At 44.5% G+C, this 14,231-nt stretch carries 16 protein-coding genes; 8 read left to right on the top strand and 8 right to left on the bottom strand.

What is annotated here, in order from left to right; all coding sequences use genetic code 11:
- Positions 1 to 45: 45 nt before the first annotated feature.
- Positions 46 to 1,848: a choice-of-anchor I family protein gene (locus tag OH460_RS23765; protein WP_269999758.1), complete on the bottom strand. Its 1,803-nt coding sequence runs from the start codon at positions 1,846 to 1,848 to the stop codon at positions 46 to 48.
- Between the two features lie 199 nt (positions 1,849 to 2,047).
- Positions 2,048 to 2,692, bottom strand: a complete 645-nt coding sequence (gene ompW / locus OH460_RS23770; RefSeq protein WP_060981098.1) for an outer membrane protein OmpW — start codon at positions 2,690 to 2,692, stop codon at positions 2,048 to 2,050.
- Positions 2,693 to 3,089: 397 nt separating this feature from the next.
- Here ompW and glgC point away from each other — a divergent pair, with 397 nt between their 5' ends.
- On the top strand, positions 3,090 to 4,310 hold the full coding sequence (glgC, locus tag OH460_RS23775) for a glucose-1-phosphate adenylyltransferase (RefSeq protein ID WP_269999759.1): 1,221 nt from the start codon (positions 3,090 to 3,092) through the stop codon (positions 4,308 to 4,310).
- A gap of 120 nt (positions 4,311 to 4,430) precedes the next feature.
- Here glgC and OH460_RS23780 read toward each other — a convergent pair whose 3' ends face one another.
- Positions 4,431 to 5,861: a YfcC family protein gene (locus OH460_RS23780; protein ID WP_269999760.1), complete on the bottom strand. Its 1,431-nt coding sequence runs from the start codon at positions 5,859 to 5,861 to the stop codon at positions 4,431 to 4,433.
- 409 nt (positions 5,862 to 6,270) lie between these two features.
- Positions 6,271 to 6,855, bottom strand: coding sequence for a hypothetical protein (locus OH460_RS23785; RefSeq protein ID WP_269999761.1), 585 nt, complete (start codon positions 6,853 to 6,855; stop codon positions 6,271 to 6,273).
- A gap of 246 nt (positions 6,856 to 7,101) precedes the next feature.
- Here OH460_RS23785 and OH460_RS23790 point away from each other — a divergent pair, with 246 nt between their 5' ends.
- The 7 genes from OH460_RS23790 (at position 7,102) to OH460_RS23820 (ending at position 10,457) form a co-directional block, all read left to right on the top strand.
- Positions 7,102 to 7,449, top strand: coding sequence for a hypothetical protein (locus OH460_RS23790; RefSeq protein WP_086714292.1), 348 nt, complete (start codon positions 7,102 to 7,104; stop codon positions 7,447 to 7,449).
- Between the two features lie 22 nt (positions 7,450 to 7,471).
- A complete protein-coding gene (locus tag OH460_RS23795) occupies positions 7,472 to 7,957 on the top strand; it encodes a hypothetical protein (RefSeq protein ID WP_269999762.1) in 486 nt (161 codons plus the stop codon).
- A gap of 3 nt (positions 7,958 to 7,960) precedes the next feature.
- On the top strand, positions 7,961 to 8,467 hold the full coding sequence (locus OH460_RS23800) for a hypothetical protein (protein ID WP_269999763.1): 507 nt from the start codon (positions 7,961 to 7,963) through the stop codon (positions 8,465 to 8,467).
- 59 nt (positions 8,468 to 8,526) lie between these two features.
- Positions 8,527 to 8,934, top strand: coding sequence for a hypothetical protein (locus tag OH460_RS23805; RefSeq protein WP_269999764.1), 408 nt, complete (start codon positions 8,527 to 8,529; stop codon positions 8,932 to 8,934).
- A 1-nt stretch (position 8,935) separates the two neighbouring features.
- Positions 8,936 to 9,403, top strand: coding sequence for a hypothetical protein (locus OH460_RS23810; RefSeq protein WP_269999765.1), 468 nt, complete (start codon positions 8,936 to 8,938; stop codon positions 9,401 to 9,403).
- A 318-nt stretch (positions 9,404 to 9,721) separates the two neighbouring features.
- Positions 9,722 to 10,078: a ribosome hibernation-promoting factor, HPF/YfiA family gene (gene hpf, locus OH460_RS23815; protein ID WP_008216582.1), complete on the top strand. Its 357-nt coding sequence runs from the start codon at positions 9,722 to 9,724 to the stop codon at positions 10,076 to 10,078.
- Between the two features lie 223 nt (positions 10,079 to 10,301).
- On the top strand, positions 10,302 to 10,457 hold the full coding sequence (locus OH460_RS23820; protein WP_269999766.1) for a DUF3012 domain-containing protein: 156 nt from the start codon (positions 10,302 to 10,304) through the stop codon (positions 10,455 to 10,457).
- Between the two features lie 173 nt (positions 10,458 to 10,630).
- Here the strand turns inward: OH460_RS23820 and phnE (OH460_RS23825) are convergent, their stop codons facing one another.
- The 4 genes from phnE (OH460_RS23825) to phnD all read right to left on the bottom strand — a co-directional run bounded on the left by phnE (OH460_RS23825) (position 10,631) and on the right by phnD (position 14,166).
- The gene (gene phnE / locus OH460_RS23825; RefSeq protein ID WP_008216584.1) at positions 10,631 to 11,434 is read right to left on the bottom strand and encodes a phosphonate ABC transporter, permease protein PhnE; all 804 of its coding nucleotides are present in this window, start codon (positions 11,432 to 11,434) and stop codon (positions 10,631 to 10,633) included.
- Positions 11,434 to 12,246, bottom strand: coding sequence for a phosphonate ABC transporter, permease protein PhnE (gene phnE / locus OH460_RS23830; RefSeq protein ID WP_269999767.1), 813 nt, complete (start codon positions 12,244 to 12,246; stop codon positions 11,434 to 11,436). Before phnE (OH460_RS23830) ends, phnE (OH460_RS23825) begins: the two co-directional genes overlap by 1 nt.
- Positions 12,234 to 13,004 (bottom strand): phosphonate ABC transporter ATP-binding protein, encoded by a 771-nt coding sequence (gene phnC / locus OH460_RS23835; RefSeq protein ID WP_171762508.1) that lies wholly within the window; start codon positions 13,002 to 13,004, stop codon positions 12,234 to 12,236. Before phnC ends, phnE (OH460_RS23830) begins: the two co-directional genes overlap by 13 nt.
- Before the next feature lie 121 nt (positions 13,005 to 13,125).
- A complete protein-coding gene (phnD, locus tag OH460_RS23840) occupies positions 13,126 to 14,166 on the bottom strand; it encodes a phosphate/phosphite/phosphonate ABC transporter substrate-binding protein (RefSeq protein ID WP_102425933.1) in 1,041 nt (346 codons plus the stop codon).
- Between the last annotated feature and the right edge of the window lie 65 nt (positions 14,167 to 14,231).

Below are 14,231 nucleotides of genomic sequence, written 5' to 3' on the forward strand. Positions count from 1 at the left end.
GGCGCTTTTGTTTTGATTCAATCTGATTGCTAGCAATAAGCGAGATTAGAACTCAACGCGGTAAACTGATGTGCTACCGCTCACTTCATTGCCTACAGCGATAAAGTGGCTACCTGAACGTGTAAAGTACTTAATTGATTCAGGGCCTAAATCACCCGCTTTCGAGTTGTAAGTATCGTTGTCGCAATCACCGTCTTCATCAACCTTAGTGCACACTGTTTGTGTAAAGTCTCGGTTGTTCAAGTAGCTGATGAAACTTGCGTTCTTAGGCTGTGTTACATCGTAAACCATGATGCCACCTTGGCGCTCAAGGCCGATAAAGGCATAGTGCTTACCGTTGATCTCAGCCACTTCGATAGCTTCAGGTTCTACCCCTTTATCATCGCTGCGATCGTCACCACTTTGGTTGTTATCATTGGTGCTGTTGAAGTTTGCAGGATCTTGATCAAGAACGATTCGAGCAAAATCATCGCCGCTATCAAACACTAACTCGCCTGACTCATCCCAGATAGAGAAAGAGCGGCTACCGAATGCTTGAACCTTTTGGTCAGCAGCAAGCGTGCCTTGTGGCTTAATCACCTTTAGGCGAGCCAGTTGCTTATTGTCTTTCAATGCACCAGCCAATGGGTGGTTAGCGTCAACATCTAACTTTTTACCACGTACTTCATCAACATAAGCAATACAAAAGTCTTTCTCTGTGGTGTAGTTTTCGGTGCCTTTATAGTCATCGCCATCCCACTCAAAGCCTTTATCGTCACACTCTTTTTGCGTCGTCTTGATGCCATACTCGCGGCCGTCACCTTCGTTCGCCGTCACGATGTAGGTATTGCCATCGACACTGTAGCTAGTGATGCTGTCTGGCATGTAAAGTCCTTCTAACATCGCGTAGTTTTGTAGGTTGCCGATATTTTTGTCTTTATTCGACGCATCCAATTGCGCGCTATCCCAAGGTTTGCCGCCTAAGCCAAGAATCGCATCCACCTCTGCCGTTGCGACATCAATCGCTGCTAGTGCGTTGTTCTCTTGCAGGGCAACGTAGAGTTTGCCGTTGTCAGCAAACGTTAGGTATTCAGGCTCTAGGTCTTGAGCGACGGTCGCACTAGGCCCTGAAATTCGAACCTTATCGGTTAATTCCTGGTGACGAGGCTGACCTTGGTTAAATGCCTTGAAATCAATTTGAGTAACTGTCGCTTGCAAAGGACCATTGCTTAAATCCACCAGCGTTACTGAACCTTCAGGATCAATGCTGTAATCCGCATTCGGCTCACCTTCATTTGCAGAGGCAATGTAGCGACCATCTTTCGAGAAGCTCACCATGTCTGGTAATGCACCAGCCGTATAAGTAGTGATCAGCTCTAACGTGTCTGAACGATAAAGTGCAATGATGCCGTTGTGTTGCTTGTCGGCATTTTCAATCGCGACAGCAACTAATCCTTGATGAGTCGACACACTGTTCGCTGCACCAATATCAATACCAGAAGCTGCAGCCGCTGATTGAAGATCAATAGAGCCCGCAGATGTTGGTGCGCTGTCAGAATTCATTGATAACACGTCGACTTTCTGAGCTTGAGCGTTCACAACATAAAGCTTGTCGGTACATGAATCGTAGCTGACGATTTCGGCTGCAGAAGTATCAAACGGGGCGTCGGCAATTGAACGACCAACTAGGCTGATTCCAGTTACCTCAGCATTGGAAGCGTTTGGCTGCTCGATGGATTGGCATTGAAGGCTAAAAGCATCAAGTGACGTTTGAGCTGTCGTTGGTGATGTTGATTGAGAACAGCCTACTAGAGCAGAACTTACCGCGATAGGTAGCAATAATGTCAGCTTATTAAATTTACGATTCATATATCCTCCATAATTTGAATCGCGATCATAGAGGGCTGTTATGGCACTTATCTTTCCCTTTTGTTAACAATAGGTGAAGACAATCGGTTTCTTTTACCCATAACAACAGAAGGTTAGAATGAGCATTTAATTAACAAGCACACAAAAAAGGCGCACAAGCTGGCTGGTGCTTGAGCGCCTTAGTAAACTGAATCGTAGGTTAGAAGTTGTAACCACCACCGATCATGAATACCCATGGGTCGATATCAACGTCTGTAGAATAGTTGTTCCCATTAATATCAGAATATTTAGCTGTAGTACCGATGTCAGCATACCAAACCGATGCGTTTAGGAACCAATCTTCATTGATCATGTAATCGATACCTATGTTCGCAGCAAGTCCCCAAGAGTCATCCAAAGAAACATCCGTTAGGCCTGCATTTTTTCCGTTAGCATTCAATCCTTCATCAAAGAACACTGTGTAGTTAAGGCCCGCACCTACGTAAGGACGGAAGTCGCTGTTCGCTTCACCAAAGTAGTATTGAACCATGAACGTTGGCGGGAGGTGTTTCGTGTCGGCAATTTTGCCTAGACCATTAACGGAGATACTGTGAGAAAAAGGGCTCGCTGCCAATACTTCAAAGCTGATGTTGTCAGTGAACATGTAACCGAAAGTCAGGCCAAGCTGAGTATCAGAATCAACTGAGAATTCTAGGTCAGGGTTATTAAGTACAGCGCCACTGCTGTCGTTTGGAGATACTGTTGCTGCTCCTGCACGGATGATGAAATCACCTTCTTTATGAGCAAGAACATTCGTCGACATAAGAGCCGCAATAACCGCAATACCACATACTGTTTTTTTCATTATTATTTCCTTGAGGGCTTCATTTAAATGGTGAATGAGTAATCATTTCTTATTTTGCGTGCAAGTTATCACAGAATACCCCTACTTTATTGATGGAAATCAATTTGTGAAAGGTTATGATTATTTGTGTAAATTTATATCGACCCGATCACTTTATTCCTTCATTTTATTGACAGTTTTGTAATGCGACTTTTCCGTGCATCATTTTGTTAACCCTACCTTTTCACTTTGCTCGGATCTCTTTGGATCAAAATAGAGCAAGCCAATATCTCGTACGCATCAATTTGGTGCAGTCCCGAAAAATTCATTGCCACCTTATTTAATATTCAATGAGTTATATTTGGCTCAGTGCTTGCAGGACCATATGCATAATCATAAATACATTGAGGTTCTGACTATGCAAGACACTCTAACAATCGTTCTGGCCGGCGGTGTTGGCTCTCGGCTTTCTCCCCTAACCGATAACCGCGCAAAGCCTGCGGTGCCTTTTGGTGGCAAATATCGAATCATCGATTTCACGCTCGCGAACTGCCTACACTCTGGGCTTCGCCAAATTTTGGTGCTGACTCAGTACAAGTCTCACTCTTTGCAAAAACACTTACGTGATGGTTGGTCGGTGCTTAACCCCGAGCTCGGCGAATACATCACCAATGTTCCGCCGCAAATGCGCACAGGTGACAGTTGGTATAGCGGCACGGCCGATGCGATTTATCAAAACTTGTATTTGCTGTCTCGCAGTGAAGCTAAGCATGTGGTGGTGTTATCTGGCGACCATATCTATCGTATGGATTACGCCCCAATGCTTAAGCAACATAAGCAGAATGAAGCTGACTTAACGGTAGCCTGCATGGAAGTGTCGATTGATGAGGCCAAGGAATTTGGTGTGATGGAGATAGATGAGTCTCTACAAATCAATAACTTTACCGAGAAACCACGTTACCCCGCGTGTGTACCCGGTAGACCGACCCGAAGCATGGCTTCAATGGGGATTTACATCTTTGATAAAGAAGTACTGACACAGGCATTATTAGCAGACGCAGAAGACCCAGACTCAAGCCACGATTTCGGTAAAGACATCATTCCGAAGTTGGTCGGCAACAACAGTGTTTACGCATATAAGTTTGGTGATGAAGAAGGACGCGTAACTCAAGACGCTTACTGGAGAGATGTGGGTACAATCGACTCTTATTACCAATCGAATATGGACCTGTTAAAGCCAGCCTCACCTATCGATTTATACCAACCTGATTGGGCGATTCGTACTTACGAACCACAACTACCACCCGCACGAACCATTGCTTCGGTAGAGGGGAATCAAGGGATTTTCATCAACTCGATGATAGCGAATGGTGTTGTAATTGAAGGCGGCTCGGCGCAAAACTCTATCTTCTTCCCTAAAGTGAAAGTCAGTAATGCCGCGATTGTGATTGATAGTATTTTGTTTGAAGATGTTGAGATTGGAAAAAATTGCCACATACAAAACTGCATCATCGATAAGAACGTTAAGGTGCCAGATGGAACCCAGATCGGTGTTGATAGCCTTGCCGATGCGAAACGCTTCCACATATCAAAACAAGGCGTGATTGTGGTGCCCTCTTCTTACCAATTTGAAGAGTAATCTTTGACGTTGGCGTAGCTTTTCTTTAAACGAAAAAAGGCAGCGAATTCGCTGCCTTCTTATTTACTCACACGGCTTCAGTTAAGCTTAACTGTCCATGTATTTGATTAAAAAGAAACCTTAGAAAGGCCCTAGCTCAATCATTTGAGCAATCACAACTGAAATCAAAGCGCCTACCGACCAGAACAAGAACAGTGGTAAGAAGAAACGAACCCACTTGGTGTAAGGCACTTTTGCAATAGCCAATACAGCCAGCAAGCCACCATTGGTTGGGTAAATATAGTTAGAGATACCATCACCCAATTGAGAAGCCAGTGCCGCCACTTGGCGAGTCACTTCACCAATATCTGCCAACGGAATAATGATTGGCATGGTGATCACCGCTTGGCCACTGCCAGACGGAATGAATAGGTTGATCGCAGCCTGCGAAAAGTAGATCCCTGCTGCTGCCACAAGTTTAGAGCTACCAGAAATGATCTGTGCAAGATAGAAGATAATAGAATCAACAATCTTCGCGTCTTCCATAATGGTTAGCACTGAACGAGCAAAGAAGATGATCAGTACCGCAACCAATACATCGCTAACACCTTTGGTCCAGTACTCACAAATCTTGTTCGGAGATAAGCCCGCCACCAAACCTGGAATAATCGCCATCGCCACGAATGCACCTGCAATCTCAGTGAAGCCGAAACCCATCGTCAACGTGCCGAAGATCATGTATGCGAACACGCCCAAGAACGCGATGCCCGCAAGCTTTTCACGTGTGGTCAGTGTTTTCGCTTCAACGTTCGATTCGTAGTGGTAACTCGTGCCGTGCAACAAGCCTTTGGTCGGATCTTGCTTAACTTTGCGCGCGTAGTTAAGCACATACCACGCACCCGTTAACAACATGAACATACCAACAATAAAGCGGTACCACATGCCTGAGTACAAAGGCAGTTCAGCGATAGTATGTGCAATACCCGTGAAGAATGGGTTTGCCAACGCCGCAGCAAAACCTGCACAACTTGCCAGTAGAACAACGCCTAACGCTGTAATCGCATCGTATCCAAGCTTGATACAGATCGGAATCATCAATGAGATGAAAATAACATCCAGTTCACGCATACCGGTGAAGGTCACGTTGAAGAAGATCGCCGTCATGATCACTGGCGCGATCACATATAAGCCTTGTTTCTTAAGCTTAGTGGTGAGGGCAACAACCGATGCGTCTAGCAGACCCATGTGTTTGATGATACCGAAAGCACCACCAACAAACACCACAACACCCATCACGCCAGAAGCGGATTTGAAGCCTTTAAAAAATGATTCGAAAAAAGAGGCTAATGTTGTTGGGTTGCTTGCCAATAGTGTATAGCTGTCTGGGTCGATCACCGTGCGGCCATTCATAACCACTCGTTCAAACTCGCCTGCAGGGATAAAGTAGGTTGCGATTGCTGCAACGATTACCATGATGACCAAAGAAAGAAATGGATGGTTTACTTCTTTCTCTGTCGAAGCTGTATTACCAGCTGAAGATGTAGGTACGGATGTAGATACCGTAGACGTCATATAGACTCCTTACTTGTCAGCAACCAAGCAAGACTTGGCGCCAGGGGGATTTTTGGAAAAACGAAACCCTTCACGCAGAACGTAGTTCGCGCTAAATAGGCTGTTTCTAAAAGGCCTTTGATAGATGGTGCTCTCAAATGTACATAGTGAAGTAGTGAGAACTACTCTCTTTGCGTCCGAGCAAAATGCAGATGTTCAGCCAAGTTAGGCCAAACTGAATGAGGTCATTACAAGCAGATAAACAGAAAACTCTGTTTGGGTAATGCGTTTTTTATCAATTACAAAGACAAGCGGCGCATACTAGCATAACGAGCGGTAAAATGTCAGAAAAGTGTGAGTTAAGTCATATTTTGGTGGGAATATAAAAAGCGCCCTGCAAACCAGAGCGCTTTTCGGAAATGGAATAAAACTACTTAGGGGCTAGCTCGTAGTTCTCTTGCATCTCATGAGGGGCAATACCGTACTCATAATCCGCTAAGTAACCGTCCTTATAAACCTTCATCCCTTTTTCATCCCAGCTCACTTTGATCACGGCTGTTTTGCCATCTTCGCTGCCCATTAGCTCAAGCATTTCAGCGTCAATCTTAATGGCTTTAATGGTTTTAATTCGCTTAAACGGCTTGAACTCAGCGGTCGACGTTGGCAGTGAACCATAACTACTGATCCACGTCTCTTTTGGCACCAACCATTGGTTGAAAACATCATCAACAATCGCCTTAGGCATGCTTGCAATAACTACATCATCCGTCATCACGTTGTTGGTTTCTAAGCTGTAACCACCCTTTCCGTCAGAAACGTAGGTAGGGAAATCAGTGCCTATTTCAGATTTAGCAGGCAAACGCCCTAGAGTCACTGACTTTTTGACGTACAGCTCTGCAGTTTCAAATTGCTGCATGATCTCTGGAATTTTCTGAAACTCAACAGGCGCAGCAAAAGCATTAAAAGCGAAAGAAAGTGAAGCTGCGACAGCAGCCAATTTAACAGGCATTTTCATGGTAACGGATCCAAATTTAACGAAGGTGTTATGGTATCCCGTACTAACAGATACCTCAATAAACTACCGCAGCCCTTATTTGTAATTGTGATACTGAGTGACGAATTCATAAATTAATCGTTTTTAAGCTCTCCAAGCTCCCTCCTCTTTTACCGTACTGTCAGCCTTATGTCAGTGGCGCAAAATGGTAAGACCCGAATTTGAACAAACCTAAAATGAGACCTCAATCATCATTTTGAGGCTTTCATGAAGGCTATTTACATCATTACTGCTGCGTTATTGCTGAGCAGTTCTTTAGCACATGCAAACGTGCACAAATGGAAAAATACCGAATTTCAGACCTACTCCGACAAGACTCAGGTGAGGTTTTTACTGGTAAATCGTTACACCAAACAAGCGGATTATTACCTGCGGATTGATGACAAAGAATTCCCAAACAAAATCCAACTCGATGCGAATCAAGAGATAGAGCTGGATATCAATGTTAAGACGCCAGCCGCTCAAACGACCAAGAAAAAGATCTGCACACGCATGGTGACGGACTCTCCGAACAGCTACGAAGTGTGCACCAATCTTAAATTCAAGCGCTATTAACCCAATTCAGACGGTACTGATAATGAACAACATCACTACAACGCTGCGCAGAGCTTTATTGACTGTCGTGGCACTGGCTATCGCTTCATTGAGCAGCCTTGCTCTAACGCTACCCGTTTATGCGAACCCGATACCGAGTGTATCTAACCCATCAGGAACCGACCGAGTTCGTACGTCTGAGGGGGCTTCTTGCGAACAAGCGATCTCTACGGGCAAAACCGTTCAGTTCGGAACTTACGGCTCAACAGGTAATGAGGATAGCGATAGCTATTACAACAATTATTACTACCAAAATCAGGATGAGGCCGGCGTATACGCTGCTGTCACATTTCAGTTTGGTGGTGAGGAACGAGTTGACTGTCGTCGACTGTATGAGTTCGAGCTTCGTGAGCGAGAACGTTTAGAAGAGCTGGCTCAAGCGGAACATGAGCTCAAGCTATTACAAATCGAAGCAGAGAAATATCGACTGCTGAAGATGAAACAAAGCAATACCACTTTTTCGGAGTAAAAAATGCTTAATAAAAAACCATTACTTGGTCTAGCTGTTGTAGCTGCGCTAGCCACCAATATATCTGTCGCGTCCGCAAATGACGATGAAGCGAGCCATCAGCCAGTTTCTGGTGATGTCATATTTTCAGGAAGTGTTGATTCTCAATGCGGAGTTTATGCGACACAAGATAGGGCTGACCTTGCTTTTGGGGAAGATTACAACGAATCTCACGCAACTGTGAAGTTAATTAGTAACACAGATAAAAAGGTCAAACTATCCGCAACGGATATAGATATATCCTCATTTAGTGAGCAAATTGAGAAGAAAGATATCCATATAGAGTCAACCGGTACCATTAATGAAGACAAAAGCTTGGATCATTGGGAAAGAGGATTTGATATCGAACGTGATGAGATCGAAGACGAAGACAATCTGAATTTATATGCTCGAGTAGATGTTGATGAAGGTGATCTTCAGTCAGGCATTGATTATCAAGTTAAAACTACATGGACAGTCGAGTGTAACTAACCATCATCTCTCCCACAGAAAGCCCTCTACTCAAGAGGGCTTACTGACTCAGAGGCTTTATGAAAACCTTACTATTATTCTTATCGATCTTATTTATCGCGCCCTACGCTGTGAGCACCGGCTTCGATAGACAAGAAGTCGAACAGTTCAATCAAATATGTGTCGATGGTTCAGAGAATCATGAGCGTCGAATTTTTGATGCACTTTCAAATTCAGAATACATCGACTGGTCGAGTATCGAACTCATCGACACAGAAAGCCGTGTTAACTACACCGATACCACGACGGCGGTAAAACAAGCCGATCGTGTCACCTGTGATCTCATTGTTGAGTACAAATATCACCATACCGATATCGTACTGAGCTCGAGCTATCAGGTATCCCTCAAAGATAAACAAACCATCAGTAATGTGGCAGTTACTGAACAAGCGGTCACGGATTTTATAGTCCGCGTTATGGTGAACTAACATGCTACGCTTTATTGTCGCGTTTATTTTACTGAGCCTCTCTAGCTGCACGCTTGCATCTAATAATCACTCTACATTGAGCTTTAAGAAACACGTGAGAGAGCGCTGCGGGCTAGAGGTGATAAATAACCAAGGTGAGATGAGCTTTGGCCAAGACTACGATGGCCGGGCAATCACACTAAAGCTGGAATCCAATCGAAAAGACTCTCGATTGTTGCTTAAGTTGCAGCACATTGACCTAGGCTCAATCGATGAGTCTCGCACTTCAGAACTTGTAAGGTTCAAAGTTGAAACACCCGTTAGGTACGAAGGAGACATTAATTACTGGCGTCAAGGCGTGGAGTTTCCGAGTGAACAGCTCTTATCCAATAACGAAGTGTCAATTAAGGCACGTATTACCATCCCAGAGTCGCAGCTTACCGCAGGTGAGTTTCACTTCAATATGGAGTGGGCTGTTGAGTGTCTATAAATTAGAGTCTAGTGGTAACTTATTTATCAAATACGAAAGAAGTTAGCCAAGTGACAAGTTCGGAATTATAAAGCCGATGAAGAGATATTCACTAGAGTGACGCTCATAATTAGAGCAAATCATCAAGGATGGAGTATTTTTGAACATGTCTCGAAAACACGAAACATAATATGCGATCAGTTATTCGGACTTTCAAGGGAGTAAGTAGAGATTATTTGATAACACTGAAGTCAATCACACATGTGTACTTTCTCTATTGGTTAATCTATCCGATGTTTGCTACGTTTAAATGACACAGTCATTGGAAAGGTATGATTTATGAAAATAAACGTTCAAACACATCACGTATCAATTAACGACGACTCACGTAAAGACATCGAAGGTAAATTCGAAAAGATATCTAACCATTTTCCATCACTGATTAGCTGCGACATCATCATTACCAAAGAACATGGTCAACATCAGGTTGAAGTGTTCACCAACTACGAAGGTGTGCGTGTAAACGCAAAAGCGACAGATGACGTAATGTACCCAGCTATTTCTTCAGCAATCAAGAAGCTAGAAGCAGGCCTAAGTAACCGTAAGGGACAATTAAAAGCAGACCTACACGAGAAACCAACAAGTACCAAGCCAGAGATTGCTTCGGACATCATCCAAGAGATGAAACTGGTATAACTCCTCAAGTAGTCAAAGCTTACCGATAAAAGAAGCTTATTAAGAATTTCAAAGCCAGCACATGTTGCTGGCTTTTTCGATCTTGAGACTCCGTCATCCCTTCTCGTTACCAAATCGCGACTTCAGCTCAAATCTATATCGCCGGCCCCTGATAGCTATGACAATCATCAGTAGTCTTTGGTAAAGTAACCCTAGATAACCTACACCAAACGGAATATTTGTTATGAAGAAAGTCGCGTTGATCCTTTTCCTAGCCACTCAATTAATGGCTTGTACAGAAGTGGGCAGTGAAGCTTGGTGTGAAGATATGAAAGAGAAACCAAAAGGTGACTGGACGGCGAATGAAGTGGGTGATTTTGCTAAACACTGTATTTTCTAAGCGCTCGCTCTCCGTTAAATACAGTTTAATACAGAACACACCGCATAAAAAAACGACCGCTAGGTAGACCGAATTACCTAGGGTCGTTTGAGCTTTAAAATGCTAGATAGGCAAGCTCTCAACTTTCACACGAAACACATGTCATAAAAAACAAAGTGAACACAACACACCGATTAAATCAGTTTGTTACGGATGTGGATAACCACCGCTTCTGCAACGATAACCACCGCAAAAATACTCACTAATACCATCGAAACTTTTTGCCATTCAAAAAGGTTTTGAGCATCGTTAAGCACCACGCCAATACCACCAGCGCCCACCAAACCCAATACCGCAGATTCACGAACGTTGATGTCCCAACGGAATAACACGATTGAGTAGAACGCTGGCATCACTTGTGGCCAATACCCTTTCAACAAGATACTCATCCACGAAGCACCCGTTGCGCGTAAGGCTTCAATAGGCCCCATGTTCACTTCGGCAATGGCTTCCGCTAACAGCTTCCCTACAAAGCCGATACTGCGAATTGCAATTGCCATGATGCCGGCGAGAACACCGGGGCCAAACAGTGCGATAAACAGTAATGCCCATACCAGTGAGTTCACCGAACGTGAAGACACAAGGAAAAATTGAGCAAACCAGTTCAACGCTTTATTGGGAGTAATATTTGGTGCATTCAACAACGCCAAAGGAATCGCGAACACCAAAGTAAACAGCGTACCCAAGGTCGCGATGTGCAACGTTTCAATCATCGCGGCATGGATCGTTTGTGGGTAAAAAGCGTAATCCATTGGCACCATACGCTGAAACATATCAGCGAACTGAGCAGGCGCGTCATAAAGAAATTCAGGAATCACTTCCACCGTCTGCCAAGACCAAACAATGGCACACACTAGGCTAAGGTAAACGGCGAATCGAGCCACACGTTCATTAGGTGTAAAACGCTGCCACTCTCTATCGATAGATGCAGTTGTCATTAGAAGATTCTCCTAACAATGTTGGAAAGGAATTCACCGACAAGAATCAGTGCGATAATGGTGAGCAAGATAGCGGCAACGAAGTCATAGTCGAAACGTTGGAATGCAGAGAAAAGTGTTCCGCCAAGGCCGCCTGCCCCCACAATGCCCACCATAGTCGAATTACGCAGATTAGAATCCAACTGATAGCTTGCAAAGCCAATAAATCGCGTGAAAACCTGCGGCATCACGGCATACAGAATGACACTTACAAAGCTAGCGCCAGTCGCTTTAATTGCTTCAACCGGTTTAAAAGAGATCTCTTCAATCGCTTCAGCGAAAAGCTTAGCGATGAAGCCTATCGACGCAAACACCAAGGTCAAGATGCCAGCTAGCGCCCCAAAGCCCACCGCTTTTACAAATAAAATGGCGATGATCACTGGATGAAAAGAGCGACATAAGGCGATAAAAGCACGGACCGGCGTTGAGACGATCGCTGGCATCATATTTCTTGCAGCAAGTAGACCAAGGAATAATGAAATCACAATGCCAAAGAAGCTCGAAATAATCGCAATCTGCAAGCTCTCTGCGAGACCACTCAATAGCAAACTGGTACGTGAAAAATCAGGCGGGAACATTCGAGATAGTAATCGTTCACTTTCACCAAAGCCGATGATCAAACGCTCAAACGTCAGCCCCAATGTCGAAAAGCTAAAGAACAAATAAGCGATAACACCAGCGATGATCGCGCGGTTCGTCCACGACGCTTTAAACGGGTTTTCACGGTTAGCTTGCGAAAGACTTGGCGACGAACTTGGGTTTAATCCAGCCATGACTCACCTCCGTAGATGATTTTCAGATCTTCCTCTGAGATGCCTTCTGGGCTGCCATCGTAATGCACCTTACCATTACACATACCAATGATACGTTTGGCATAGCGCTTGGCTAAGTTCACATCGTGGATATTCACCAACACCGGGATGTTTTTCTGTTCGGCAAAGGTTTCCATCAACTCCATGATCTCAACCGCGGTTTTCGGGTCAAGTGATGAGGTTGGTTCATCAGCAAGAAGGATATAAGGGTCTTGCATTACTGCACGAGCAATACCAACACGCTGCCTTTGACCGCCAGATAAGCTGTCGGCACGTTGGTTTGCAAAATCTTGCAGACCAACAAATTCCAGTAACTCAAACGCTTTTGCTAAGTCTTGTGCTGAGTAGTTACGGCGCCACGCATTCCAAGCGCTCATGTAACCTAAACGCCCACTCAACACGTTTTCGATAACCGTTAAACGCTCTACCAAGTTGTACTCTTGAAAGACCATGCCGATATGGCGGCGCTGTTTACGAAGTGCTTGGCCTTTTAGTTGAGTCAGGTCGGCACCATCAAAAATGATCTCCCCTTGGCTAGGGTCATTAAGACGGTTAATACAACGTAGAAGCGTACTTTTACCGGTACCTGACGGTCCGATAATCGCGATGATACCAGGCTCGTCGATATCAATATTAATGCCTTTAAGGATTGGCTTGCCTGCCACATATTCATGAAATAGGTTGTTGATCTTTATTCCGTCATAGCTTGCTACGGCCATACTACATTTCCTTGTGCGAATTTTAGAATGATCTATGCCCTACCCGCGAGGGCATAGATACTGGTACCAATCGTAGTAAGTAACTGGTATTGGTTGAGGTAAGTGTTCTGAGAACTAAGGGTTAGCCGTTGTTTGCTTGTTTCGCTAACTCAGCGGCTTTTTTCTTTGCGCGTTTAGCAGCGTCTTTTTCAGCCAGTTTTTTCAAACCTGCTTTGGTGTAAGCCGTGCCTGTCGCATGAGCGATATCACGAATTACGCCCCACTCTTCCTTATAGCTGATTGGCGAGAAACGGTCTGCACCTTTGAATGATGCACTCATCTCTGGTGTGAAGCGGTAGCTGAAGAAGGCTTCGTTGATCTTCTCAACTAGCTCTGGTTTTAGGTTGTAAGCGTAACCGAAAGCAGACGTAGGGAATCGTGGGCTGCGGTAGATGATCTTAAGCTCAGAATCATCAACACGACCTGCTGCTACCATACGATCGTACACGTCAGATGCCACTGGTGCTGCATCATAGTCTCCATTGAAGACACCTAGGATAGATTGGTCGTGTTTACCTGAGTACAGCACTTTGTAGTCTTCATCTGGCACTAACCCTTTAGCTGGGAATAACGCACGAGGAGCTAGGTTGCCAGAGTTTGATGATGCAGAAGTGTGTGCAACCTTTTTACCTTTTAGATCAGCCATGGTGTTGATGCCACTGTCTTTGCGCACAATGGTGATCAGATTGTAACCTTGGAAACCAGACTCATCGCCTTTCACTGCAATTGGAACGTAACCCGCTAGGTTAACCGCGTAACCAGTTGGACCCGTAGAGAAACCAGCAACGTGCAAACGACCAGAACGCATCGCTTCTACTTGTGCAGAGTTCGAGTGCACGGTGTAGTAGATCACTCGCTTACCTGTGATTTTACTTAGGTGAGCTTGGAAGTCGGCAAACGCATCTTTGTATAGCGCTGGGTCTTCTACTGGTGTGTAGGTAAACACAAGCGTACTTGGATCATTCCATTCATCTGGGTTCTTTGGTGAGTCTGCCACCAAATCTTGGTTTTCATCACAGTATCGATCGTCTAACACACCACGGCTAGAGCAGTCGCTTGCCATAGCCATTGAAGGAAGTAGTAATGAGCTAGCGATTAACAGTCCTTTAACACTGATTTTCATATTCAAACCTTACTTTTACTTATTGTTGAAAGTCGCCTTCACTATTGCAGCCTTTATGCCATATT

Origin of the sequence: Vibrio sp. Makdt (assembly GCF_027587015.1) — a bacterium.
In the GTDB taxonomy this organism is placed as follows: domain Bacteria; phylum Pseudomonadota; class Gammaproteobacteria; order Enterobacterales; family Vibrionaceae; genus Vibrio; species Vibrio chagasii_B.